The organism is Pseudohalioglobus sediminis, from assembly GCF_008370495.1.
In the GTDB taxonomy this organism is placed as follows: Bacteria; Pseudomonadota; Gammaproteobacteria; order Pseudomonadales; family Halieaceae; genus Halioglobus.
The window spans coordinates 26218-52088 of record NZ_VTUX01000007.1; the positions used below are offsets into that span (position 1 = coordinate 26218).

The 25871-nt window shown below is 60.7% G+C and carries 16 protein-coding genes; 5 read left to right on the forward strand and 11 right to left on the reverse strand.

Annotated features, from left to right (window positions below; translation table 11 throughout):
• Positions 1–50: 50 nt before the first annotated feature.
• The 3 genes from F0M18_RS13920 to F0M18_RS13930 all read left to right on the forward strand — a co-directional run bounded on the left by F0M18_RS13920 (position 51) and on the right by F0M18_RS13930 (position 2569).
• Positions 51–317 (forward strand): hypothetical protein, encoded by a 267-nt coding sequence (locus F0M18_RS13920; RefSeq protein ID WP_149612065.1) that lies wholly within the window; start codon positions 51–53, stop codon positions 315–317.
• A gap of 32 nt (positions 318–349) precedes the next feature.
• Entirely contained in the window at positions 350–565 is a 216-nt protein-coding gene (locus F0M18_RS13925; RefSeq protein ID WP_149612066.1) for a dodecin, read from the forward strand.
• Positions 566–829: 264 nt separating this feature from the next.
• Positions 830–2569: a DUF885 domain-containing protein gene (locus tag F0M18_RS13930; RefSeq protein ID WP_149612067.1), complete on the forward strand. Its 1740-nt coding sequence runs from the start codon at positions 830–832 to the stop codon at positions 2567–2569.
• A gap of 58 nt (positions 2570–2627) precedes the next feature.
• Here the strand turns inward: F0M18_RS13930 and F0M18_RS13935 are convergent, their stop codons facing one another.
• The 3 genes from F0M18_RS13935 to F0M18_RS13945 all read right to left on the reverse strand — a co-directional run bounded on the left by F0M18_RS13935 (position 2628) and on the right by F0M18_RS13945 (position 10964).
• Positions 2628–3644: a ligand-gated ion channel gene (locus F0M18_RS13935; protein WP_149612068.1), complete on the reverse strand. Its 1017-nt coding sequence runs from the start codon at positions 3642–3644 to the stop codon at positions 2628–2630.
• Between the two features lie 93 nt (positions 3645–3737).
• A complete protein-coding gene (locus F0M18_RS13940; protein ID WP_149612069.1) occupies positions 3738–5279 on the reverse strand; it encodes a phospholipase D family protein in 1542 nt (513 codons plus the stop codon).
• A 99-nt stretch (positions 5280–5378) separates the two neighbouring features.
• Entirely contained in the window at positions 5379–10964 is a 5586-nt protein-coding gene (locus tag F0M18_RS13945) for a calcium-binding protein (protein WP_188109724.1), read from the reverse strand.
• A 66-nt stretch (positions 10965–11030) separates the two neighbouring features.
• On the opposite strand from F0M18_RS13945, the gene F0M18_RS19980 reads away from it, so the two are divergent.
• On the forward strand, positions 11031–11285 hold the full coding sequence (locus tag F0M18_RS19980; RefSeq protein WP_188109725.1) for a hypothetical protein: 255 nt from the start codon (positions 11031–11033) through the stop codon (positions 11283–11285).
• Positions 11286–11704: 419 nt separating this feature from the next.
• Here F0M18_RS19980 and F0M18_RS13950 read toward each other — a convergent pair whose 3' ends face one another.
• From F0M18_RS13950 to F0M18_RS13965, 4 genes are all read right to left on the reverse strand, one after another.
• Entirely contained in the window at positions 11705–12376 is a 672-nt protein-coding gene (locus tag F0M18_RS13950) for a hypothetical protein (RefSeq protein WP_149612071.1), read from the reverse strand.
• The gene (locus F0M18_RS13955) at positions 12377–13732 is read right to left on the reverse strand and encodes an HlyD family type I secretion periplasmic adaptor subunit (RefSeq protein WP_149612072.1); all 1356 of its coding nucleotides are present in this window, start codon (positions 13730–13732) and stop codon (positions 12377–12379) included.
• A 60-nt stretch (positions 13733–13792) separates the two neighbouring features.
• Positions 13793–15955, reverse strand: coding sequence for a type I secretion system permease/ATPase (locus tag F0M18_RS13960; protein ID WP_149612073.1), 2163 nt, complete (start codon positions 15953–15955; stop codon positions 13793–13795).
• Positions 15956–16161: 206 nt separating this feature from the next.
• The gene (locus F0M18_RS13965; RefSeq protein ID WP_149612074.1) at positions 16162–16461 is read right to left on the reverse strand and encodes an ArsR/SmtB family transcription factor; all 300 of its coding nucleotides are present in this window, start codon (positions 16459–16461) and stop codon (positions 16162–16164) included.
• Between the two features lie 132 nt (positions 16462–16593).
• Here F0M18_RS13965 and glsA point away from each other — a divergent pair, with 132 nt between their 5' ends.
• Positions 16594–17613: a glutaminase A gene (glsA, locus tag F0M18_RS13970; protein ID WP_149612075.1), complete on the forward strand. Its 1020-nt coding sequence runs from the start codon at positions 16594–16596 to the stop codon at positions 17611–17613.
• A gap of 351 nt (positions 17614–17964) precedes the next feature.
• Here the strand turns inward: glsA and F0M18_RS13975 are convergent, their stop codons facing one another.
• From F0M18_RS13975 to F0M18_RS13990, 4 genes are all read right to left on the reverse strand, one after another.
• The gene (locus F0M18_RS13975) at positions 17965–20112 is read right to left on the reverse strand and encodes a 3-hydroxyacyl-CoA dehydrogenase NAD-binding domain-containing protein (RefSeq protein WP_149612076.1); all 2148 of its coding nucleotides are present in this window, start codon (positions 20110–20112) and stop codon (positions 17965–17967) included.
• Positions 20113–20142: 30 nt separating this feature from the next.
• A complete protein-coding gene (locus tag F0M18_RS13980) occupies positions 20143–21351 on the reverse strand; it encodes an acetyl-CoA C-acetyltransferase (protein ID WP_149612077.1) in 1209 nt (402 codons plus the stop codon).
• Positions 21352–21717: 366 nt separating this feature from the next.
• Positions 21718–22701 (reverse strand): zinc-dependent alcohol dehydrogenase family protein, encoded by a 984-nt coding sequence (locus tag F0M18_RS13985; RefSeq protein ID WP_149612078.1) that lies wholly within the window; start codon positions 22699–22701, stop codon positions 21718–21720.
• Positions 22702–22794: 93 nt separating this feature from the next.
• The gene (locus tag F0M18_RS13990; RefSeq protein WP_149612079.1) at positions 22795–25851 is read right to left on the reverse strand and encodes an efflux RND transporter permease subunit; all 3057 of its coding nucleotides are present in this window, start codon (positions 25849–25851) and stop codon (positions 22795–22797) included.
• Positions 25852–25871 lie beyond the last annotated feature (20 nt).

The following is a 25871-nucleotide window of genomic DNA, read 5'->3' on the forward strand; positions in this document are numbered from 1 at the left end:
GCGAAACGCGCCGCGCTATTGTTGTAACGGTAACCAAAAGGAGTATTTCGATGTCATTGTTCGATTCCATTTCTGAAGCTGTAAACAACCGTGTGGACGAACTGAACAAGAAAATCGAGGCTGAGCAGGCCGAAGCAGAGCGCCAAATGGCCGAAGCCAAGACCGAAAAAGCCAAGGCGGACATCCAGTCGCAGATGAAAAGCAACGTAGAAGATCTGCAGAAAAAGATGGACGAGACCAAGAAGAAGCTCGATGACGCCAAGGAAGCCGGCGAAAGCCGTCTGGCCGAAATTCGCGACAGTCTCACGGGCAGCTGATCAATACGATTCACCCACAGGAGACATGCGACATGAGTGACAACGTCTATAAAACCCTGGAAATCACCGGTTCCTCGAAGAATTCTATCGAGGAGGCGGTGGAGACCGCCATCGCCCGCAGTGCGCAATCTGTGCACAACATGCGCTGGTTCGAAGTGTCCGACATTCGCGGTCACATCGCGGATGAGTGCATCGACTACTGGCAGGTTACGGTAAAACTGGGCATCACCCTGGACCCGCCTGCCTGATCGCTTCGCCGGGCCCGATACCGTCATTCCCCGGCGCCTCCCCGGCGCCACTCCCGGGCCCTGCTACCTTTTTCCACTCGCGCGCTGCCATTTTGAGAGATCCTGGCACAGACAGCGCGAGTGCGACCGCCTTTTCAGCAGCGAGCGCATAGCGACGCGTACAACCATTGTGATACGGTTCGCCCCTGCCAGAGCTCTGCAACTGTTAGAGAAAAGCGGGCATCTGTCACCCAATATGCAGGCAAAACACGAGCAACAAACATCATGACCGACTACCAAAATCTGGAAAACGCCTATCTCACCCTGTTGAAGTCAGATCCGAACACCTGCATCGAGCTGGGTGTCGAGGAGAAACTGGGTGAGCTGCCGGACCCTTCCATGGAGGCCTGCCTGGCCGAGCAAAAGGCTGCCGAGGCATTGCTGGCGCAGGCCAACGCCCTGTACCCCACGCTGACGGATTTCCACCAGCAACTGGACACCGAGTTGATCGCACTGGCTGCGCGCCAGATCGTGCTTGGCAATGCCCTGGCCCTTAACGGACGGCCGCAACTGACGCAGCTGCCGGATGCCGGCGACACCATCAGCATCGGCATCTTCTTCCTGGTGACCATTGACCCGCGCGAGCCAGCTGCCCGCCTGGATAACATCCTCAGTCGCCTGCAACAGGTACCGGACTTCCTGCAAAAGCTGCTGGCCCGACTGGACACACCGGTGGCGCGCTGGGTGGATATCGACTGCGAGACCATCGATGGCCTGCCCGAGTTTTTTGCCAGCATTCGCAGCTGGGCCGAGGTCGAGGACTACGCTTCCCTGCCACAGCTGCAGGACGCCATCGCCGCGGCGGAAGAGGCGCTGCAGCAGTACCAGCAGCAGCTGCGGGCAATGCCCACCACCACGCAAATACACATTGGCCGGGAAGCGGCAGAATCGATCGTGGCGGCAAACGGGGTGGAGCTGTCACTGGACGAAATACACGGCATTGCCAGGGATTTCGTCGCCCGCACCCGCGCGGAGATCGAGGCCCTGCGCCAGAAACTGGTGGCGAAGTACGGCCTCGCGGCGGATACCAGCGCCGCCGACCTGCAACAGCATCTTGCGCAGGCGCACGCGGTAAAGGTCACCGATGACGATTTCCAGCAGGTGATTACACGCTATGAAAGCGTTGCCGGCGAACTGGAGACCTTCGTGCGCGAGCGCGACCTGTTCCCGCTGCCCGACGGCCAGGCCATGAAGATCATGCAGACCCCCGGCTTCATGGCGCCGATGATCCCCGCCGGGGCGATGATGCCGCCACCCGCCCTGCGCGGCGGCACGCGCACCAGCATCGTCTACCTCACGCTGAGCCGCGAATTGCTGGCCGAACACACCGAGCTGGGCATTCCGCTGATGATGGTGCACGAGGGCATTCCCGGGCATCACCTGCAGCTGTCTACCGCGGCCATGCATCCCTCCATCGTACGGCGGACCTTCTCCGCCAACGAACACGCAGAGGGCTGGACCACCATGCTGGAGGACTACATGCTGGACCAGGGCCTGATGGGCGAGCTCACCGACGAGGCGCGCTTCGTTACCAAGCTCGACCTGAGCCGCATCGGCGCGCGCGTCGCCATTGACCTGTTCTTCATGACCGGAGAGCGCGACTACCTCGACATCGGCTACGACGTCACCTTCGACGGCGACGACCCCTTCGAGGACGCGGCCAGGCTGCTGATCGCCGCCACAGGGTTTACCCCCGGGCGCGCACAGAGCGAGCTGAACTGGTATTCGCAGGAACGCGGTTACCCGCTCAGCTATCTCGTCGGCAACCGGCTGGTGTGGGATCTGAAGCGCGACTTCCAGCGCGCCACGGCGGACACGCTGTCAGCGCCGGAGCAGGATCGCGAGTTCCACCGTATCTACCTGCAGTCGGGCAACATGCCGGTGGCAAAACTGCGCAGCGTATTTGCACACAAGCTGGGTAAACCGCTGCAGCAGGCGAACGTAAACACTACTGCAACGCCATAATGACGGCAGCATCAAGGCCTGAGTGCGCTGCATAGCGCGGTTCGCCGGGCGCCGCTGGCTACAGTAGTGCCCAGGCGGCGGCCGCGAGGTAGGCGGCAGGAAACACCATGCGACTATAGAAATCGTACTGGCGCGCGAGCTCCACGCGATCACTGCGCGCCAGCCTCGAGGTGAGTACCACCTCCACCAGGGCAACAAAAACCAGCAACGTGGAACAGAACAGGAACAAGTCCATCCTGGTGAGATACGGTATGTCCGGCAGTTTGCCGGCCAGGGCGATGTGGTAGGCGATCAGGGTCAACGTCGCGGTCACCGCCACGCTCAGTTGACTGCCAGCCTCCGTTGGATCGATCCAGAATACCACCCAGGACATCATCACAATCAGGAACAGCGGAATAATGTACTTGACCACATAGTGGGTGAAGATACGCTCCGCCTCGAAGCTGAAGACAAAACCCTGCACCGAGACATCGTTGGTCAGTGGAATCTCACGCACCTCCGTCTGGTAACCGAGAATGCGCCAGTCTGCCACCGAAAGATTGTCGGCAATGAGGGAACTGCGCTGCGGATCAGGAGCCATTATGACTTGCTGTTCGAGACCGCCAAAGGACACCATGGGCAGCTCGAAGGTGTGTTTGTCGAAGGGAAAATCGTGCAGGCGCAGTGGCTGAGAAAAATCCCCCCACAGGCGCTGCCGGAAAACCGCCTCTCCCTCAGGTGTGATATCCACCACGTTGAGCAGGGAAGACCACACCTTTTGCTGATTGAGTATGAGGAAGCGGGGCGCCGTGATATCCGTTATGTCGCGGCGAATAGTGCCCGGGCCATCGTGGGCGAGCCGCGAGTCGACCCAGCGAAACTGGGCAAAATAGTTGATAGTGAAACGCTGGTCGGCACTGCTGATTTCATCGACGTCCAACACACCTACAGCCACGTAGACTGTCAGCGGTGAGTCGGCCTCGTCAGTGGCAGCGTGACTTACGGCAGCCCCCAGGAGGCAAACGACCACCACCAGCACGCAGGCGTGTGCGACCATAGCCACCGGGCCGGTCTTGGTAAAATCCCTGGACTTCATACTCTGCTCTCGCTATTAAAATCGGATATACCCTCGGGAAAATTGCAGCCGTAGCGCTCTTCTGGATCAACCACGAAATGCCGTTGGCACGGGCTACAACTGGCTCTCGATAGGCAGCAGGCGGTAGAAGCCCACCTGGAAGCGCCGCCACCAGCTGGCACCGGGTTCCTTGTGCACCACCAGGCGCTCGTTGCCGTCGTCGAAGGTCCAGCGCAACTTGTCGTTCTCATCGAGCTCGACCTTCCAGGTGACCGGTGCCAGGCCACGGCCCAGTTCCTCGGTGAAACGCGAACCTATCTCCTCGGAGTCGATAAACAGGCCCATCTCGCTATTAATAAAAATCGAGCGCGGATCGAAGTTCAGCGAGCCGATGAACACCGTGTCCCTGTCTATGGTCGTCGCCTTGGAATGCAGCGTTATCTGTTCGGGCTGCTTGCCCCAGTCATTCTCCTCACCAATGGCATCGGCACGTATCTCGTAGAATTCCGCGCCGGCGCGAAGCAGGCGTTTACGATAGCGCGCATAGCCGGAGTGGACCGCCACATGGTTGGTGGAGGCCAGTGAATTGGTCACCACCACCACTCTCACGCCCTTGGCGAGGATCTCCTCGATCAGTTCCGCCCCTGCCTGCTGGGGAATGTAATAAGGCGTTACGATGACTATCTCTTTTTCGGCGGCGCGCATCCTGCGCACCATTTCCTGCACCAGGATGGCATGATCAATGTTGCCCACGTCAGTGCTGAGCTTGTCCGGGGTATCGGTGTACAGCGAGGTTTCCGCGACTGCGGGCTTGATCTTGCCGCTGCGTAAATCCCTGAGCAGGGAGCTGTTCAGTGCGGTGGCGTAAAGGCCGGTTTGCTGCTCCTGTTGCACCTCGCGAATCTGCTCGCGCCAGTCATCCAGCCTGCTTACATCCGCACGGTTTTCGAACGCCTCTATCGGCACCGCCAGCTCGCTGTTCCAGAACACGTCAAAGCCGTCGCTGATCTGCCCCACCACTTCGCCCATTACCAACACTTCGTAATCGTCGAATTTTACTGCGGGATTAAGCTCGAAATACTCCTCGCCAATATTGCGACCGCCGACAATGCTCATGCTGTTATCCACAGTGAAGGACTTGTTATGCATGCGGCGATTGGCACGCTTGAAATCGGTCAGGTAACTCAGGTAACGAAAGGAGCGCGACAGCGGATTAAAAATACGAATCTCGATGTTCGGATGTGCGGCCAGTATGGTGAAGGCCTCGTCCACGCCGGGTGAGAATACGTCGTCCACCAGCAGGCGTACTTGCGCCCCGCGGTCTGCCGCTGCCAGCAGCCCGCCCGCGAACAGCGCACCGGCCCGGTCTTTCTTGATAATGAAATATTGCGCGTCAACGCTCTTTTGCGCCACTTCCAGCAACCGCAAGCGCGCACCCAGCGCATCCACGCCAGAAGACATGCCCACCAGTGCTGCCTTGCTGCCATGTTGCGCTTCCCAGCCTGCCGCCTGTTCTCCCAGTGGCGTCGCTGCATCGCGAGGCACTGCCACCGATGACTGTTTGGGATAGTCGAAGGGGACGCTTGCGCAACCGGCGGCGGCCAACAACGTCAGGGCCAGCAGCGCCCGCCGGCATGCATCTGCTGCCGAAAACACACACCGATTCACTGTGCCTGCTGCCTCCCTGGGCTGGATTGGATTCCCAGTATAGGCGAGGCAGCGAAAAATATCCGCAGCGCCCCTGCACTGCCCCGATCAGGCCGCGCTCTCCCAGACCGCCGCCAGCGTAGGCTGCAGTTCATCGCGCACTGCCGGGGAGACAGCGGCATCGAGGCCGGTGGGGATGTCGAATGCAGCCATGGCGTCTACCAGTACGTCGACCTGCTGGCTCAACAGACGGCTGTCGCCCGCGGTGATCGCGTCCAGTTCATGTTTGGCACCGGCGAACCAGTTCTTCAGTGTGATCTGGTCATCCGTGCCGATGGCGTCTACTACCAGGTGTTTGTCCTGCCGCGAGAACCAGAGCTGTTCAGGTGTGTAGCCCGCTATGCTCAGCACATCGTGACTGTCAGCATCGGCATCCTTGTTGACGATACGATCGACCCCATCTCCGCGATAGAACAGGTAGGTGTCACTACCGCCATTACCGACCAGCAAATCATCACCCAGACCGCCAACCAGGGTGTCATCGCCCTGCGACGCCTTTATCACGTCGGCTCCTGAGCCGCCGTCCAGGGCGGTGATGTTAAACAACTCGGTATTGGAGAAATTCCAGCGGTTCTTGCCCTGGTTGCCGAGGATAGCGTCCACGCCATCGCCACCGTCGATCACTTCTATGGAGTCGGCAAGGGACAGACGCCTCAGGCCAATGACATCATCGCCTTCACCTCCAAGAATGGCATCCCAGCCCTCACCGCCGATGAAGATATCGAAACCCTCTGAGGAGCCCTCAACCAGAAAAACATCATCACCTGCTTCGCCGCTCAGCTTGTCATTGCCGGGGCCGCCGATGAAATAATCGTCACCCGGGGTACCCACCAGGACATCCTTGCCATCAGTGCCGACGATCTCGACGGCCCCGTCACCCTCCTCTTCCCAGTCATCGTCGTCTCCACCACCGACATCATCGTCCTCAATCAAGGCGAGCAACTGGTGCCCCGCAAGTCGATCTCCGTTGACGAACTCAACCTGCGCAGATGTGGCCTGCCAATCGCTGAAATAACCGTTGGTGGACTCGTTGTACTTCAGGGTGACCAGTTCAAGGCTGGCATCGCTGTCGGCAATGTCAATGCGAACGCTCTCGCCATGCTCTCCCGCCGAGCGCGTCACTGTCAGCGCCTCCGGGGTGACCGAGGCAGACATCTGCACGGTGGCAGACGCGTCAACGAGGTAGGACAGCACGTCAGCGCCACTGTCCGGCCCGAACTGAAACAGCAACTCGCCGCCGTGCAGGTCAACCCAGTCGTTGCCCGCACCGGCATCGACGAATGACTGGCCCGCGACCTCTATCGTGTCATTGCCACTGCCTGCGTAGATCGTATTGCGGCCGCCGCTGGCACTGATCTGGTCATCCCCGGCATAGGCAAGCACCAGGTGCCCGCCAACACTGAATTCCAGGGTGTCTGCCAATGGCGTGCCCGCCACGATATCGACGTTTTTCTGCATGCGTTCGTCCAGTAAGGGCGCCAGTGGACTGCGACTGCCATCGGCGAACACGAGCTCAGCAATCGGCGTGCGCGGAAATAGCGTGGCGATGTCTTCGTTACTCAGCTGATACCCGGGGCCGTCTTCACCGGCAAAGGGATCGAGCAGGCCACTACGCTCGGTGACATCCGCCGGGTCGTAGACATTCAGGAAATTGTCGAACCGTATATCACCCGGCTCATCCATCAGCGCGAGGTGCAGCTTGTTACCGTTACGGGCGAACACCAGGTCATCCAGGGTGATACCCGGACCGAATTCCAGGCTGTCCTGGCCATGCGGTGTGAACTGCGGCGAGTCGCCATTTGCGCCGAGGGAAAATTGGTAGGGGTGGCGCTCGCCGTAGGACCAGTCGTACAGGACGTGGTCGCTGCCGTCGCCAAGGACGTAAACCAACTTCAGACCCTGGTAGAGCGGCGTTTCGATGTAGTCATCACCGGCACCCGCCAGCACCGTCTTGCTGCCAATACCTTCCCCATCGCCGCGGAAGTAGACATCGTTGAGGAAAATGCTGTCGTTGCCCGCACCGGTCTCTATCAGGTCATTGCCATAGCCCGGTGTCACCACGTCGAAGTCGTCACTGCCGATCAAGTGATCGCTGCCAAAAGAACCGTGCAGCCAGCCCGGGCCGGAGGCGGTAATCGTGGGCGTCCATGTAGAATCCGCGCCCGAGCGCAGGGTTACCCGCTGCAGGGCGTTGTCCCGTGCCGCTTCGCTGAAGTGTTTCTCTGCCTGCAGCGACAGTTCACCACCATCATAGGTGAGTTGCGCATCGATGCCGCTGAAGCTCACCTCGAGCGAGTCCACATCATCGAGGCGCACTTCGCCGATGAATTCCGGGTAGTAGCCCTCGTCCAGAATGACCACATCAAGCCCGTCACTGGCACCCACACGGATGACATCACTGCCGCGCGCATCCAGGTGGATCAAGTCATCACCTGGCCCGGTTTCAAACACGTCGTTCAGATGCGTGCCGTAAAATACGCCATTTGCCAGGTCGGAGCGTTGCAGCAGTGATACTGGCGCGCCATCCACAGTAATTTCCGCGATGCGGTCGCTGGCGACGGCACCGGCGGAGCGAATCCAGTCTCCGTTCGCGTATTCAATACGGAAGCGGTCGTCGCTGGCGCCCTCCCGGTGTAGCACTATCTCCTCCGGATTTACCGAGGCATCAAAGGCAATATGGTGCGCGCCCTGGGCATCGGCGATCACATCGCGGCCATCTCCTCTGGCGAAGCGGTACACATCGTTGCCGTAGGCGCCGTCGAGGACATCATCCCCCGCTCCCCCCTCAAGGACATCGATATCGTGGCCGATACCCCCGTACAGGATATCGTCGCCGTCACCACCCAACAGGGTATCTGCACCAATACCGCCGTCCAGCTCGTCGTTGCCGGCCTCGCCGAAGAGCAGGTCATCACCACCCATACCCAGCAGCTCGTCAGCTCCAGCGCTGCCGTGTATCACGTTGTCGCCGCCGGTGCCTTCCGCATCGGCAAAGCCCACCAGGCGAATCACCATATCGTCACTGGCATCCAGGAAGTCCCAATCGTTCAGGAGCAACAATGGCGACACTTCCACCAGCGGGTTGGCGGCCCAGCCGGGAAAGCTGACCAGGGCCCCCGCCGCGCCCTCGCGGTTGCGAACTTCAACTTCATCGACGGCTGCGCCCGTTACTACCACAGGCGACTCGGTAGCGGCATCGTCCACGGTGAAGTGCTGGTCACGCTCCGCTTCGGTGTAGGCATCCGATCCGGCGATGGACAACAGCAGACTGCCGTTGGCGTTGAGGTATTGCGTATCCACCTGCGACCGCTCAATGACGTTGGCGGGGTCCTCCAGTGCCAGGCGCGTCTGCGACCACTGCTGGCGCGCCAACTGGAAACCATCGCCTGAAGCCTGTGCGGTCACGTATACGCGGTCATCCTGAAAAGTGATCTGCAGGTCCCGCGCCGTTGCACCGGCAAATACCAGCAGGTGTTCTCCCTGGTCATCCTCAATCACATCCAGCCCGCCCCCCGGGGCGCTCATATAGCGATCATTACCCGGGCCGCCCAGGAGCAGGTCCTGGCCGGCACCGCCATCAAGTGTGTCGTCACCGCCGAGTCCCAGCAGCCGATCCGCGCCATCGTTCCCGTACAGCCGGTCATCGCCGTGCTCGGCCTCGGAAAGCGCAGACGCCGTGCCCGCATAGGCAGGTAACTCAGCATCGAAATATGTTGCATCGTGATAACGGTCGCCGATGAGTTGGTCGTCACCGTGGCCGCCATGAAGCGTATCGTTTCCGGACTCGCCCCAGAGCGTGTCATCACCGGCTCCGCCGTACAGCACGTCATCGAAGTGGCCATCGGCACCGGTAGCGAAGGCAATCTGCAGGCTACCCTGGAGGCTGCCATCGGCTGCTTCGTCATAGCGTATGCCCAGGGCCGAGTCACCGTAGAGCACATCGGCTCCGTCACCGCCCTCCAGTTGATCCACGCCGCTGCCGCCCAACAGGTAGTCACTGCCTGCGCCGCCGGAGAGGATATCCGAGGCCTCACTTCCGGAGAGCATATCGTCACCTGCACCACCATCGAGCGTGTCGCTGTCTGCGCCACTGGCGGATAACTGTGACAGGTAAAAGGCGTCCTCAAAGGAGCCGGACTGTAGGGCATCTTGCAGTCCGTAACGGCTGTTGCCAAACAGGAGGTCATTGCCGGCGCCGCCCGAAAGGATATCTGAACCGGCGAAGCCTGCGAGGTAGTCGCTGCCGTCACCGCCTTCGATCAGGTCCGAACCGGCCATGCCCAGCAATTGGTTGGAGCCCTGGTCACCTGTCAGGTGATCGTCGACCGGCCCACCCTCGAAGCGAGGGCTGAGCAAACCGTAGGGCTGATTGCCGCCGCTGTAGTTGGCCACCTGGTCGGCATCGAAACGCAGCGCGACGGTTGCCCAGTCGATGCCACCCTGAGCATCGCTCTGGCGCCAGTAAGCGGATGCGTCGGTCTCGCCAGTGCCGGGCCCCAGCTTGGCTACCTCCACTTGCGTGACCGGCGGAGTGGCTACCGCCTCGTTGAGGGTGATTCCGAAATTGTCCACCGCCTCATCCTGGAACTGGGTCAGGGTCACGGAACCGGCCGCAACGCCATCATCAAAATGTACTGTCAGGAAGCTGCCGTCGTAGTGCACCCTGATATCGCTCCGCTCGGGGTCGATAAAGAAATCCGAATCGCCCACAGAGCGAGTGAAGGATAGAGAAGCCAGATCCGTACCGTTGACGACGATACTGTCTCGGGCGTCGTCGAAATCGCCAACCAGATCATGGCCATCGCCGGTGTTCCACTGGAAGACGTCACGACCGGCGCCACCGATCAGGCGGTCGTCGCCCGCACCGCCGGTGATGATATCGTCACCCGCACCGCCATCGAGGTAGTCGTTACTCTCACTACCACGCAGTTCATCTGCCCCACCACCACCGTGAACACGGTCGGCAAGGTCACCACCGAGCAGGAGATTGTCCGTGTCATCGCCAAAGAGGATATTGCTCACCCCGTTGAGGCTGCGTGAACTGACACCGGCCTGTTCCTCACTTGTCGCGCCTGCGAACAATGGGCCGAATGATTCATCGTGGAAATAGATCTGCTGACCCACTACCCGCTCAGGCGCGTATGCGTCATCGACATTGCGCTGCAGCAGGCTGGAAAGCATCTGCGCCCTGTCGTGCAGATAGGCCTCTGAATAGAGGGCATTGCCCTGCCCGTCCAGGAGGTCATAGGCCGGGCCCGCAGCCGCCGTTGCCTCCAACCCCGACGTCATAACAAAGGGCGTCAAGTTGGCCAGGGCGTAGCGATAACCCCGCCCCACTTCATCGTCGATGGCCGCCAGGTCAGCGGCGCGCGCTGGGTCGATTGACTGCAGCTCATGTTGCAGACCGCGATCGACCAGGGCATCGTAAAACAATTGGGAATCGGCCTGGATTGCTGGCAGCGCCAGGTCGCCGCCAAGGGCTGTACCGATCTGCGCTAGGGCAATCTCCAGCGAATAATCCATTTCGTGCGAAGCCGCGCTGAGCATCTGTTCGATCTTCGCCATGCCTTCCGGCGAGTCCAGAGAGGGATCGATCTCGGCGAGGATGCGGTAGACGGAGAGGCTATCTACCAAACGGACAATGGAGTGATCGGGGTAGGCCCATGAGCTCTCAATAAAGATTTCGTGCCTGGCACCGGGTTGGACGCCGAGGTGTTCTCCGACAAAATCCGCATAATAGTTATCGATCTTCCCGGCAAGGGAAATGCCATTGATAAGCTCTTGGCTAATGAATTCGTCTGCTCTGATGCCCAGACCATTAAAAGTATAAGAATGGCCGGCGGACTCGTGATATCTGTACGCGGCAGCGGTCGCAAGAAAGCCACCCAGAGAGTGGCCGGCAAATTTTACTGGTTTACTCAGGACGCCATTTTCGTCCAATCCGGCGGAGGCTAGAAACTGTGCTATCGCATTTTGCTGACCAAATAAACGATTGATCCCCCAGATCGGACCATAACCGGGCATGATCACACTCCAGTTGGTGGTCAACCAGTCACGTCCTATAAGGAAAGCTCCGTCGCTGCCCCTGAAGGCTACGGTTATCTCTCCAGTTTCCTTGTTACTGAATATTGTCGCCGAAAAACCATTCTCATGTTCGGTGTAACCTAAATTCGGTCCCTGATAAAGCTCATATTTGCCCTTGTCTTCGGCAAAGTAATAGTCGTACTGCTGTTCGGTTAGGCCTAATTCATTAATGAGTTGACCTCTAGCATACTCAATATCTATATCCCACTTCGCGTATGCTGCTAGTGAAAGTATCGCTGCGTCTGTCGCTTTATTAATCACAATAAACCTCCTTGTTTATTGATGATGGATTATGGCTTCGGCGGAATAGTATCCTCCAGTAATCTTGCTGATGTGTATGACGGAATGTCGTCGTATAAAAAATCGCAACCGATTGGCCCGGTATGACCTGGGTTGCGATTGTAGTAATAACCTATATAGCTCCCAAGCAACTGCCGATCCGCCATGCGCATAACGCGAGTTTCCGACCTGACGTGGATTCCCACTCCGTCCGATGCTAGCGTTTTCTCTCTCTCATTAATGACGCCGTACTCCGCCGTTGGGGCTTCAATCATTTCTATGGCGATACAGTTGTTTTCAAGAAACTCTGGGTAGGGTTCGACAACAAAACTTGAAAGCCTAGCGTTTCTGACCGGATCACAGCGGCCAGACGCTCTCTCGACTTTGCTGATACGGAAACAACCGCCTTCCGTCAGAGCTGACTTGTAGGGTGGCCGATCACTACAGTACTCCATGAATCGATAGCCCGACTTGATGATGCCCTGTAGCCCGGATGAGGAATAGAAGCCCTCTACCTCAACTGAGCTATGTATCGTTACACCAGCGTCTTTTTCACATGCGGCTCTAAGTTTGGCCACCTCAGAATTCTCGAAGCTACAACCGACTGCATACGCCTGAATTAGGCAGAGTAAAAAAATGCGTTTTGCAATCGAGTGAACTGCCTCTTCTACACGACGAATCATTCACCTCTCCCTCACACTCTCATGCTTGTATCGCATGAGCGGTGCCAGAACAAACTCGATCAGGCGCCGCCGGCCGGTCTTGATCTCGGCAGTTACCGCCATACCAGGGCTCAGGCGCACCAGTTTCTCGCCCACTGTGAGCTGATCCGACTGCAACTGAATCTGCATGCGATACACCCAGCCTTTTCTCTTATCCTCCACCGCATCATTGCTGATATTTTTTACTTTCGCAGCAAGTAAACCGTATTTGGTGAAATTAAAGGTATCGACTTTCACTTCGACTTCCTGGCCATTGCGCACAAATCCGATGTCTTTGTTCTGCAAAGTTGCTTCAACTTCCATGGCGGCATGCTCTGGCACAATCTTCAGCAGTGTTTGCGCCGGCGTCACCACGGCGCCGGCGTGATGAACCACCAGCTCCTGCACGGTGCCATTCACCGGTGCAACCAGTTGCTGCTGTTTGCGGCGCTGCTCGATCTTCACCACTTCCTGGAATATAGATGCATGTTCGGCATCAAGGCTTGAAATTTCCATCAGGTTTGCCAATCGAAGCTTGCGCCGTTCGGCCTCAATGCCCTCAGCTATTGCCGTGGCCTGTTCACGCATTTGCTGGCGTTTTGCGTGCAGCACCGGCAGCGATAACTCAAGCTCTGTCTGTTGTTGCCGCAACTCCAGGTACTGCACCCTGGCGGTTTGCTGGTTTTGCAGCAGCGCCGCATAGGCATCGACGCGCTCACTCAGTACCGACAGCATCGCTGTCGTGCGCTGTAGTTCCGCCTCCAGCGACTCCTGCGCCGCGAGACTGGCCTGGTATTCGCCATCAGCACTGGCAAAGCTTGCTGCCATTTGCGATCGTTGCTGCTCATAGAGTGAGCGCACCCGCGAGCGTTCCGCAATAGCAAGCACCCCCGGCATCAAAGGCATCGGATACAGCTCGTCTGTGCCGGTGGCGAACCAATGTTCCAGCGCACGTCGCCACGCCAGCTGCTGAGACAGCTCAGCAAGCTTGCCATGCAATCGCGTGAGCTCTGCTTCGGCAATGACCGGATCAAGCTCAAGCAATGCCTGCCCCGCAGCCACGACCTCGCCTTCACGTACGTACAGGCGTGCCACGGTGCCGGCCTCCGGGGCTTGCACAGACTTCACGTAGCCACTGGGAACAACCCGCCCCGGCGCCGACACCACGACGTCTACCTCGCCAATACAGGCCCAGCACAGGGCGACAGAAAACAACGCCAGAATCAGCCAGAGCAGCGCCCTACCCGCAGGCGACGGTGGCGTCTCCTGAACGGACAGCGCCCCGGGCAGGAACGCGTGTTGCGGGTTGTGAACCGGCCTGCCGGGCAGCTTCATCATGGACACCCTGCCGCGAGCGCAAAGAGTAGATCAACCTGGTCGTTGGAAAGCAGCACTCCTTCACCCCGTCGCCGCAGGCGCGCCTGCCAAAGGCCTGATCAGCGGCACATCGCTCTGGTAGCCGTGGAGCCTTGCGTAATATCCTCCGGCCGCCAGTAGTGCATCGTGGCTGCCCTGCTCCACGATGGCGCCGGCATCCATCACCAGGATCTCGTCGCAATGGCGCACCGTGCTGAGGCGATGCGCAATCACGATCACGGTTCGGTTACGGGCGATGCGCCCCATATTCTCCTGCACGATGCGCTCGGATTCGTAATCGAGCGCACTGGTGGCCTCATCAAAGATCAGAATGCTCGGGTCAGAGACCAGTGCCCGGGCAATGGCGATACGCTGTCGCTGGCCGCCGGACAGGTTGGCTCCCTGCTCTTCGATCACGGTGTCATAGCCCCGGGACAATTCGAGAATGAAATCATGGGCTCCCGCCATGCGCGCCGCTTCGACAATGCGGTCAAAGGGCAGGCCGGTATCGGCAATGGCGATGTTCTCGCGTACGCTGCGATTGAACAGGAAGCTGTCCTGCTGCACCACCCCTACCCGAGCACGCAACCACGCCGTATCGATCATGGCGAGATCGACGCCATCGATCATCACCCGCCCCGCCTCGGGAACGTGCAGTCGCTGCAACAGTCTGGCGAGCGTGCTCTTGCCGGAACCGGATCGACCGACGCAGCCAACCACTGAACCGGCGGGAATGTTTAGGGACACGTCATCGAGTACCAGTGGTGCATCGGGGTGGTAACGAAAACGCACCTGGCTGAAGCATACATTGCCCTGCAACGAACCCGGCACACTGCGCCGCGCCGTGGCTCCGGGTTCCTGTGGCGTATTCAGAATGTCGCCGAGACGCTGCAGCGATATCCCGGCCTGCTGAAAGTCCTGCCACAGCTGCACCAGTTTCAGTATGGGCCCGGTGACGCGCCCGGCAATCATGTTGAAGGCAACCAGTTGTCCTACTGTCAGGCTACCGGCAATAACCGCATGCGCCCCGAACCAGATAATCAACAGCGTGGTCATCCTGCTTATCAGGGTGGCGAGCTGGTTGGCCACGTTGTTCAGATTCTGGGCGCGAAACGCTGCGGTCACGTAGTCCGCAAGCTGCCCCTCCCAGCGGCGCTGCATCTGCGGCTCCAGTGCCTGCGACTTGACCGTCTCCATCCCCGCCACGGTCTCGGTTAGAAACGCCTGGTTGGCCGCACCATGGCGAAACTTCAAGTCCAGCCTCTCGCGCAACACCGGAGTAATCAACGCCGACAACAACACATAGAACGGCAGTGAGCCCAATACGATCCACGTCAGTTGCGGGCTGTAGAACCACAGCACGGCGATGAAGACAAAAGTGAACGACAGGTCGACGACCAGGGTCAGGGCGGCGCCGGTGATGAAATTACGGATGGTATCGAGCTCGCGGACACGGGCCACCGTCTGGCCGACCTGCCGTGCGGAGAAATACGCCATCGGCAGCCTGGCGAGATGCCGAAACAGGCGTGCGCCCAGTTCGACATCGATGCGATGACTGGTATGGCTGAGCAGAAAGTTGCGCAGACCACCGACAATGGCCTCGAACCCGACCACGACAGCAAACCCGAAAGCCAGCACATCCAGCGTGGTGAACCCCCGGTGCACCAGGACCTTGTCCATCACCACCTGGAAGAACAGGGGCGTTACCAGCGCGAATAACTGAAGAAAGAGAGAGGCGACCAGCACTTCAGCAAAAAGACGACGATACTTGAGAATGGAAGGCACGAACCAGCGCAGGTTAAACCGCACAGGCCCGGCAGCGCCGCCCCCACGCGACGACACCAGCATTACTTCTCCAGACCACAGTTCAGACAGGGCATCGACACCCAGACTTTCGGGTCGCGCTGCGCCCGGGCGCTGAATGAGGAAGCGCCTTTCATCCTCTGCGCCGATGGCCATGCGCGCCACCACGAAACAATCTCCCGTCGAGGTGAAGGCAAGGGCCGGCAGTACGCTGGGGTTCAAATCCATGGGCGCCAGGCTCACCACCTTCGCCCTCAACTCGAGCGCCCTGGCCGCGCGCAGCAGTTCCACGGGGCCGGCATCGCCATGCTCGCCGGCGTACTCACGCGCGAGTTGATCAGCGTCTACATCGATCTGGTGCAAGCGCGCGATAATAGCCAGTGAGGCGAATCCACTATCCATGTGAATACCTGCGTTGGGGTCTATTTCAGGGCCGGGCCATTGCCTTCCTGGCTGGCGCCGGTTATCGCAGTATAGTCACCTCAGGCGATGCGGGGCTGGCGGCGAACGGTTTTGATGTAATGGATGGGCCTTAAGGCAAGCGCGGTAAACAGCGGTCTCGCGCTGTGCGGCAAAACAGCGCAGGCAAACGACTCAGCGCCGTAGCTTCAGTCGTCTTCGCAGTACAGATCATAGATCACAGAAATCAAACGGATCGCCTCTTCACCGGCGATAGAGTAATAAATAGTCTGCGCTTCCCGGCGTCGCGTCACCACGCCTTCCAGGCGCATGCGGGCAAGATGCTGCGAGAGGGGGGACTGCTTGATATCCAGCTTTTCGGCCAGCTGGCCCACCGAGTGTTCACCGGCCTTTAACTGGCACAGGATCATCAGGCGATCAGGGTGACCGAGTAGCTTCAGCATATCGGTCGCCGTGCGGGCTGATTCCTTCATCTTGTCGAGGTCCATGGGCTCTCGCTCTCGTGCTATATATGATTCGTGTAACTTACACCATTTTGGGCGCGCGCGCTCTACACGTGACAATTGTGGAGAGCGGGCTACACTGCTAGCAAGTCAATTCAACCTTGCAGGAGCAAACACATGACTCAACCCATCTGGCGCAGTTTTACAACCCTGTGCTGCCTCATATTGCTGTGCGCCGCACCGGTGCGTGCCGCCATCACCGAAGCCGACTACCAGCGCGTTGTCGACGAGGCCTACAGCAAGTACAAGGACCTCAAGGAAGGTGCCAACGCGGACTACATTCCCATCCTGGCCACCGTGCCCAGCGAGATGTTCGGCGTGGTGATCGTCACCCGGGAAGGCAAGGTCTACTCGGCCGGGGAAATGGACTACGAGTTTTCGATCCAGTCCGTGTCCAAGCCGTTTACCGCCTCGCTGATCATGGCGGAACAGGGTGCCAAAACCCTGCGCGAGAAGATTGGTGTAGAGCCCACCGGCCTGCCCTTCAACTCCAAGATGGCGCTGGAGCTCTACCCCGAGCGCTCGGTTAACCCGCTGGTGAATGCGGGCGCGATCGCTGCGGTCAGCCTGGTGCAGGCAAGCTCTGAGGAAGATCGCTGGAACAAGGTGCTGGGCAATATTGAGGCCTATGCCGGGCGCGATCTCAAGGTGCTGGAGGAGGTTTACAAGTCTGAGTACGAGACTTCCTGGAGCAACCGCGGCATCGCCAACCTGCTGTACAACTACGAGCGCCTCTACAGTGACCCGGAAGAAGCCCTGCGCGTGTACACACGCCAGTGTTCCATCGGTATCAACACCCGCGACCTGGGCATGATGGGCGCCACGCTGGCCAATGAGGGTGTGAACCCGGTGACCGGCAAGCGCGTGCTGGACAAGGAAGATGTTCCCGAGCTGCTGGCTATTATGGCCACGGCGGGCTTCTACGACGAGTCCGGTGAGTGGATGTACCGCGCAGGCCTTCCGGCGAAGACCGGTGTTGGCGGCGGCATTGTTGCCGTAGTGCCCGGCAAATTCGCCATCGCCACCTTTTCACCGCCGCTGAACGAAGCCGGCAACAGTGTCCGTGGTCTGCGGGCGATAGGCTATATCGCTGCTGAGCTGGGCGTGGGCCTGTACGGGCCGAACAAGGAAGAGTAAGCGGGATTGATCGCGGCTTTGGTCGCTCCTACAGGGCCCGGGTAAGGCCGATCTTGTAGGAGCGGCTGCAGCCGCAAGAAGCTTTTCAACATCACAACCCTGCGCGTATTCTCAAGACTGATCGCGGCTGTGGCCGCTCCTACGGGGCACTTTTGCTGTCCGGATCATCGCGGCTGTGGCCGCTCCTACAGGGCACTTTTGCTGTCCGGATCATCGCGGCTGTGGCCGCTCCTACAGGGCACTTTTGCTGTCCGGATCATCGCGGCTGTGGCCGCTCCTACAGGGCCCGTAAGGCTGATCTTGTAGGAGCGGCTACAGCCGCGAAAGAGTCGCAGGCCTGGCGGCCCGGCGTCAGTCGAACTGCTCGCCGGCTGCCAGCTTCTCGGCCACGATAGCCGGGGCCTTGAAGCGCTCGCCGTAGGCGGCCGCCAGTTCATCGCAGCGATCGATAAAGCGCTGCAGTCCATAGGTGTTCACGAACTGGATGAAACCACCCGTCCACACCGGCGCGCCGATACCCATGATAGAACCGATGTTGCCGTCCTGCACGCTGCGCAGCACGCCACCCTCCAGGCATTTCAGGGATTCAATCACCTGGCGGAACAGCAGGCGGTCCTTGATGTCCTGGTCCGGCACATCCACTTCCGGCTGGTAATACAACTCCAGCAGCTGCGGCCAGATCGTACGGCTGCCGTCTTCGGCATACTCGTAGAACCCGCCGCCGTGGAAGCGGCCACCACGACCGTGCTCGTCGACCATGGTGGCGACGATGCTGCGGCCCACGCTGCCGTCACCCCACTGGTCCAGCACGCCCAGTTCGGCGTGGGTGGCGCCGGCTTTCTTGGTCAGCTCCAGGCTCACCTCGTCGTGTACCTGAAGCGGGCCCACCGGCATGCCGATGGCCTTGCCCAGGTTGTCAATTTTCACCGGGTGCACGCCCTCATTGAGCAGTTGCATGCCCTCGTCGAGGAAGGTGCCGAAGGTGCGCGAGGTGAAGAACCCGAGGGAATCGTTAACCACGATCGGGGTCTTGCGAATCTGCCTGGTGTAGTCAAAGGCCTTGGCCAGCGCCACGTCGGAAGTCTGTTCGCCACAGATGATCTCTACCAGTGGCATTTTATCTACCGGGGAGAAGAAGTGGATGCCGATGAAGTTCTCCGGCTTGTCCGCCGCAGCCGCCAGCTGGGTAATCGGCAGGGTGGATGTATTGGAACCCCACACGCCACCCTCGGCCATGTAGCCCTGCATCTCCTTCGTGATCTGGTGCTTGAGTTCCATGTTCTCGAACACGGCTTCAATCACCAGGTCACAGCCCTGCAGGTCAGCGGCTTCCGCGGTGGGCTTGATCAGCCCGAGCACGGCGTCCATCTTCGCCTGGTCCATACGGCCGCGCTCCACGCGCCTGGCCAGCAGTTTCTCACTGTAGGCCTTGCCCTTGTCCGCCGCTTCCTGGCTGATGTCCTTGAGCACCACTTCGATGCCGGCCATGGCGGAAACGTAGGCGATGCCCTGCCCCATCATGCCCGCGCCGAGAATGCCCACCTTTTTCGTTTCCTGCGGCGGCACGTCCTGGGGCCGGCTGGCGCCGCCGTTGACCTTGTTGAGGCCAAAGAAGAACGTGCTGATCTGGTTCTTCGCTTCCGGCGTCACCGTCAGGTAAGCCAGGCCGCGCGACTCCACGCGCAGTGCTGTGTCCAGGTCCAGGCGCGCCGCTTCCACGGCGCAGTCCAGCACCTTGGCCGGCGCCGGCAACAGGCCCCGGGTTTTCTGGTACAGCATGGCGGGAGCGGCGCTGATCATCTGCGCGATGCGCGGGTGAGCGGCATTACCGCCGGGAATCTTGTGGCCCTTGGTGTCCCAGGGCTGCACTGCCGCGGCTTCGTTGCCCTGGTTTTCCTTGATCCAGGCCTTCGCTCGCGGCACCAGTTCGTCGGCGCTGTCCACGGTTTCGTGAATCATGCCCGCGGCCAGTGCCTTTTCGGGCGTTACCCGCAGGCCTTCCAGCAGGTAGGGAATCGCTTTTTCGAGGCCGAGCAGGTTAACCATGCGCACCACGCCGCCACCGCCGGGCAGCAGGCCCAGGGTCACTTCCGGCAGGCCCAGTTGCACGCTGCGATCATTCCAGGCGATGCGGTGGTTGCAGGCCAGGCAGATCTCGAAACCGCCGCCCAGGGCTGCGCCGTTGATCGCGGCGACAACGGGCACCGGCAATTTTTCCAGGGCGCGCAATTCGCTCTTGGTTTTTTCCAGCATGTCCATGAAGGCGGGAATATCTTCCTCCGTGGTAGCCAGCAGTTCGTGCAGGTTGCCGCCGGCAAAGAACACTTTCTTGGCGGATGCGAACACCACACCGGTAAGCCCCTCTTCCTGTTGCAGCTTTGCTACCGTCTCTGCCATGCAGCTGCGGTATTCCTCGTTCATGGAATTGACCGGGCCTTCCATGTCCATGGTGACGGTAACGATACCGTCGGCGTCTTTCTCGTAATTAAATCCACTCATGTGCTGATTCCTTAATTCGTTGCCGGCTGCTTACACGCGCTCAATGATGGTGGAGATGCCCATGCCACCGCCCACGCAAAGCGAGAGCATGGCGCGCTTCAGGTCACGCCGCTCCAGCTCATCGAGCATGGTGGAGACCAGCATTGCACCGGTCGCACCCAGCGGGTGACCCATGGCGATAGCGCCACCGTTGACGTTGGTGACCTCGTGGTCGATGCCCAGGTCTTTCATATACCGCATGGCCACCGAGGCAAAAGCCTCGTTGATTTCCCAAAGGTCGATATCCGCCTTGCTGAGGCCGGCGACCTTGAGGCATTTCTCGGCGGCAGGGCCGGGGCCGGTAAGCATGATGATGGGGTCAGTGGAGAGTACGGAGGTGGCGACGATGCGGCCACGCGGCGTGAGGCCGAGGTCCTTGCCTGCCTGCTCGGAGCCGATCAGTACCGCCGAGGCGCCATTGACGATACCGGAGGAGTTCCCCGGCGTGTGCACGTGGTTGATGCGCTCCAGCTCGTTGTACTTCGACAGCACCATGTCGTCAAAACCCATGCCGCCGATCATTTCAAAGGAAGCACGCAGCCCGGCGAGGCCTTCCATGGTGGTGTTGGGCTTGATGAAGTCGTCTTTTTCCAGGATCACCTGGCCGTTACAGTCTTTTACCGGCACCACGGAACGGTCGAAGTAACCGCTGTCACGGGCGTGGGCGGCGCGCTGCTGCGATGCCACGGCGTAGGCGTCCACGTCCTCGCGGCTCCAGCCCTCCAGGGTGGCGATGGTGTCGGCGCCGATGCCCTGGGGCACGAATTTGGTCTTCAGGCTGAACGCCGGGTCGCCGCCCATGGCACCGCCGTTGGAGCCCATGGGCACTCGGGACATACACTCCACCCCGCCGGCGACGATGAGATGGTGCCAGCCCGACGCCACCTTGGCCGCCGCGCTGTTCACCGCTTCCAGGCCGGAAGCGCAGAAGCGGTCCAGCTGCACGCCGGCCACGGATTCGTCCCAGTCGGCATTCTGCGCAATCATCTTGGCAACGTCGGAGCCCTGTTCGCCAACAGGGGTGACGCAGCCCATGATCACGTCGTCCACGTAGGACGTGTCCAGGTTGTGGCGGCTCTGCAGCTCCCGCAACAGGCCGGCGCCGAGGTCTACCGGCTTCACTTCATGCAGGGTGCCATCCGCCTTGCCCTTGCTGCGCGGGGTGCGGATAGCGTCGTAGATGTAGGCGTTGTTGCTCATCGTTTATCTCGTCAGCTGTGAAAACAGGGGCCAGATGATGCGGGAGGGCGCAGCGGGTAACAATGACGCTACCGATTAGGAAAATTGACCGTAACGCACACCATGGCCTGGCGAGTGGGATCGCGGCCGGGGTCGATCCCGGGGGCGGCGCTGTGTGTGCGAAGGGATCGCGGCTGTAGCCGCTCCTACGGCGGGGCAGGCCGCTGTGTGGGGGGATCGCGGCTGTAGGCGTACGGGGATGTTGCGTTACCTTGTAGGAGCGGCCATAGCCGCGAGAAGGTCAGCGTGCTTGCGGGGCATCGCGGCTGTGGCCGCTCCTACAAGGGGAGGGTGCGGTGATGTGGGAGCGGCCACAGCCGCGATGCATCAGGGCACCAGCACGGCGGCGCCGCTGAAGCGGCCATGGCGCAGGTCTTCCAGGGCCTCGTTGGCCTCCTCCAGGGGGTAGCGATGCACAGTGGTCTCAATGGGAATGCTGGCGGCCAGCGGCAGGAACTCCTCGCCGTCGCGCCGGGTCAGGTTGGCGACGGACACCAGCTCCCGTTCCCCCCACAGAATCTCGTAGGGGAATGACGGAATGTCGCTCATGTGAATGCCGGCGCAAACCACCCGCCCGCCGCGGCGCACCGCGCGCAGGGCCTGCGGCACCAGTTCACCGGCGGGGGCGAAAATAATCGCCCCTTCCAGGGGCTCCGGGCTGTCCTGGCCGGAGTTACCGGCCCACTCCGCGCCCAGCTGCATGGCGAATTGCTGCGCTTCCACGTCCCCTTCGCGGGTGAAGGCGAAAACCCGCTGGCCGCGGTGGCGCGCAACCTGTATCAGGATGTGCGCGGCGGCGCCAAAGCCATACAAGCCGATCGTCTCGCAGTGCTCCACCAGGCGATAGGAGCGGTAGCCGATCAGCCCGGCACAGAGCAGCGGCGCGGCCTGGATATCGCTGTAGCCCTCGGGAATGGGGAAGCAGTAACGGGCATCGGCCACCGTGTACTCGGCAAAGCCGCCGTTGATCTGGTAACCGGTGTAGCGCGCGGCATCGCACAGGTTTTCCTTGTCCCGATGGCAATACCAGCAGTCACCGCAGCTGCCACCCAGCCAGGGCACACCGACGCGCTGGCCGATGGCGAAGCCCTCCACGCCACGGCCCACGGAGATGACCTCGCCGACAATCTGGTGCCCCGGAATCAGCGGCAGCGCCGGCTCCCTGAGGTCACCATCCACCACGTGCAGGTCGGTGCGACAGATGCCGCAGGCGGTTACCCGCAGTTGCATTTGCCCGGGGCCGGCCGCGGGGGTCGGCACATCCTCCAGGGCCAGGGCCTGGCCCACGCCGTGGAATACCATCGCTCGCATCAGTTCACTCCCTGCCACCAACTCATCCCTGAAGTATGCATGCCCGCGGCCTGCCCCACCAGAGCGTTCCGGTCGCGCGTGGCAGCCCCGGCCTCACGCGTCCGGGGCAGCAGCCTGGGGCTTATGGATGCCGAAGAAAACCGCATACAGGGTGGGCACCACGATCAGCGTCAGTAAGGAGGCAAAGCCCAGGCCGGCCATAATAGTGATCGACATATTGACGAAGAACACGTCCGTCAGCAGCGGTATCAGGCCGAGTATCGTGGTGGCCGCCGCCAGCATCACCGGCCGCAACCGGCTCACCGCAGAATCGAGAATCGCCGTGTACGGGACCTTGCCGTCGTCGATCTGCTGGTCGGTTTCATCAATCAGTACAATGGCGTTCTTGATCAACAGCCCCACCAGCGACAGGGCACCCAGCAGGGACATGAAGTCAAAGGCGCCACCCGTCACCAGCAGCCCGGCGGTGATGCCAACGATCGCCAGCGGCACGGTCGCCCAGATGATCGCCGGCTGCCGCAGCTTGCCGAACAGGAAAATACTGGTGAGTATCATCAACAGGAAGCCCACCGGCAGCGAGAGCACCAGGCCGGACCGGGCGTTTTGCGAATCCTCGAATTCCCCGCCCCACTCAAGGTGATAGCCGGTGGGCAGCTCCATGGCCTCAAGTTGCGGCCGCAGGCGCTCCAGCAGTTCGGTCGCCGAAATGGCGACAGGGTTACAGGAGGCGATAATGGTCTGGATACGATCGCGGCCGCGGATAACGGCGTTCTCCATGCGCGTGTCGTAGTGGGACACGATCTGCGATGCGGGCACAGACCGCGCCAGCACCGGGCTCCAGACCTGGATATCACGCACGTTGTCGATATCCCCGCGCTCATCCTCAGGCGCGCGCAGTTCGATCGGCAGCAGGCGGATACCGTCGCGGTACACGCCAACCCGCGAGCCCTCGAAGGCATAGCGCAGGGCGCTGCCAAGTGATTCGCGATCCACGCCCAGTTGCCTGCCCACCTGTTCATTAAACACGGGCACCGCCACTTTCACCGGCGAGCGCCAGTCGTCGCGGATATCGGTGGCGAAGCCATCCTCGCGCATGATGCGCTGGGCGCGCTCGGAGAGTTGGCGCAGTACGGTTTCGTCCGGCCCGGAAAAGCGCGCCTCGATCTTGGCATCACGGCCGGGGCCGATGCGCATGGGCTTAATAATGGGGTCGGTCCAGGGCATCTGCTCATGCAGGTACTGTTCCGTCGCCGCCCAGACACTGTCGATCTGCTCCAGCGTCTCGGTACGCACCACAACCTGGCCGTAAACAGAAGAAGGCTCCTTGGAATCGTATACCAGGGTAAAACGCTGGTGCGGCCCGCCGACCACCGAGGTGGTCTGTATCACCCCGGGCTGCTGGCGAATAAACTCGCTGACGCGCAAGGTGTCGTCACGCGTGACGCGGATATCCGTGCCTTCCGGCTCCCAGATATCAACGAAGAACAAGGGCGTATTGGAGTCGGGAAAAAATCCGCTGTTGACGCGGCCAAAGCCCAGTGCGGCGGCAATGAACAGCGCCACCACCACGCCCAGGGTCAACCAGCGATGGTCCACGGCACGGCTGACCGTCCCGCGATAGAGCCTGAAAAGTCTGCCGTCGTAAGGATCTTTCTCGGTGGCGTCGGGATCGGGTTTGAGCAGGAGTGCGCACAACAGTGGCGTGACTGTGATCGCCGTTACCCAGCTCAGCGCCAGTGAAATGAGGATCACGTAGAACAGCGAACTGGCGAATTCCCCAGTGTTGTCAGGCGACAGCCCGATCGCGGAGAAGGCCAGGATGCCGATGGCGGTTCCGCCCAGCAGCGCCCACACGGTTTTGCCCACCGCTTCACGCGCGGCCTGCTCCGGGCGCATACCGGCGTTCATCCGCACCAGCATGCCCTCGGCGACGACGATGGCGTTGTCCACCAGCATGCCCAGGGCAATGACCAACGCGCCCAGGGAGATGCGCTGCAGCTCGATCTTGTAGATGTGCATCAGCAACAGTGTGCCCGCTACCGTAATCAACAGCACCGCGCCGATCACCAGCCCCGTGCGCATGCCCATGAACAGCAGCAGCACGGCAATCACGATAGCGACCGCCTGCCCCACGCTGACCAGGAAACCGCTTACCGAGGTCTTCACTTCCTTCGGCTGGTCGTACACGGTGGTCAACTCCATTCCCACCGGAATCTCCGCCAGCAGCGCATGCATCTTGCGATCCAGGCGCCGGCCCACTGCCACCACGTTTTCCCCGGCGGACATGGAGATACCGATACTCAGGCCGGGCGTGCCGTTCACGTAGTAAAACTTGTTGGGCACGGTTTCATAGGCGCGGCTGATGGTGGCGATATCCGAGAGGCGAATAAGCCTGCGCTCGCTGGAGCTGATCAGCAGGTCACCCATTTCCTGCACCGACTTGAACGCGCCGGTGGGGTTAAAGCGCAGGTAATCGCTGCCCACGCTGACGTTGCCGGCATCCACTACCACATTCTGCGAGCCCAGCACGTCGGCAATCTGCTCCAGTGAAATGCCCAGCTCCGCCAGCCGGCTGCGGGAAATATCCAGGTAGACCACTTCCTGTTGCACGCCGTCGATCACCACCTTGCGCACGCCGTCCACCAGCACCAGCTGCCGCTTGATGCGCTCCGCGGTGTCGTAGAGATCGCGCCAGGTGTAGCCCTCGCCATTGAGCACCAGGTACACGCCGTAGACGTCGCCGAAGTCGTCGAGGATGATCGGCGTGTTGGCACCCGGCGGCAGCGAGGGCTGGACGTCGGCAATCTTGCGCCGCAGTTCGTCAAAGATGTTGGGCAGGTCCTCCGCCTGGTACTCGTCCTTGAACTCGATCAGGATGTCAGAAAATCCGGGCCGCGACACCGACATCTTGATGCGCTTCAGTTGCGGCATGCGCTGGATGGCATCTTCGAGATGATAGGTCAGCTCTTCCTGTACCTCGCGGGCGCTGGCACCCGGGTACTGGGTGAGTATCTTGGCCATCTTCAGCGTGAACGGCGGGTCCTCCAGCTTACCCATACTCTGGTAAGCCCAGATGCCACCGCCGACCATGATCACCACCAATAGCCAGGTGATCACCGGGTTGCGTACCGAGTATTCACCGATGTTCATTTACCCACCCTCACCGTCAG

Bases quoted from the DNA above. Each gene is read 5' to 3' on its own strand.
- F0M18_RS13975 (WP_149612076.1), bottom strand. From the start codon at position 20,112: ATGAGTGGATTTAATTACGAGAAAGACGCCGACGGTATCGTTACCGTC.
- F0M18_RS13930 (WP_149612067.1), top strand. From the start codon at position 830: ATGACCGACTACCAAAATCTGGAAAACGCCTATCTCACCCTGTTGAAG.
- F0M18_RS13960 (WP_149612073.1), bottom strand. From the start codon at position 15,955: ATGGATAGTGGATTCGCCTCACTGGCTATTATCGCGCGCTTGCACCAG.
- F0M18_RS13965 (WP_149612074.1), bottom strand. From the start codon at position 16,461: ATGGACCTCGACAAGATGAAGGAATCAGCCCGCACGGCGACCGATATG.
- F0M18_RS13955 (WP_149612072.1), bottom strand. From the start codon at position 13,732: ATGATGAAGCTGCCCGGCAGGCCGGTTCACAACCCGCAACACGCGTTC.
- F0M18_RS13935 (WP_149612068.1), bottom strand. From the start codon at position 3,644: ATGAAGTCCAGGGATTTTACCAAGACCGGCCCGGTGGCTATGGTCGCA.
- glsA (WP_149612075.1), top strand. From the start codon at position 16,594: ATGACTCAACCCATCTGGCGCAGTTTTACAACCCTGTGCTGCCTCATA.
- F0M18_RS13990 (WP_149612079.1), bottom strand. From the start codon at position 25,851: ATGAACATCGGTGAATACTCGGTACGCAACCCGGTGATCACCTGGCTA.
- F0M18_RS13985 (WP_149612078.1), bottom strand. From the start codon at position 22,701: ATGCGAGCGATGGTATTCCACGGCGTGGGCCAGGCCCTGGCCCTGGAG.
- F0M18_RS13920 (WP_149612065.1), top strand. From the start codon at position 51: ATGTCATTGTTCGATTCCATTTCTGAAGCTGTAAACAACCGTGTGGAC.
- F0M18_RS13950 (WP_149612071.1), bottom strand. From the start codon at position 12,376: ATGATTCGTCGTGTAGAAGAGGCAGTTCACTCGATTGCAAAACGCATT.
- F0M18_RS13925 (WP_149612066.1), top strand. From the start codon at position 350: ATGAGTGACAACGTCTATAAAACCCTGGAAATCACCGGTTCCTCGAAG.
- F0M18_RS13980 (WP_149612077.1), bottom strand. From the start codon at position 21,351: ATGAGCAACAACGCCTACATCTACGACGCTATCCGCACCCCGCGCAGC.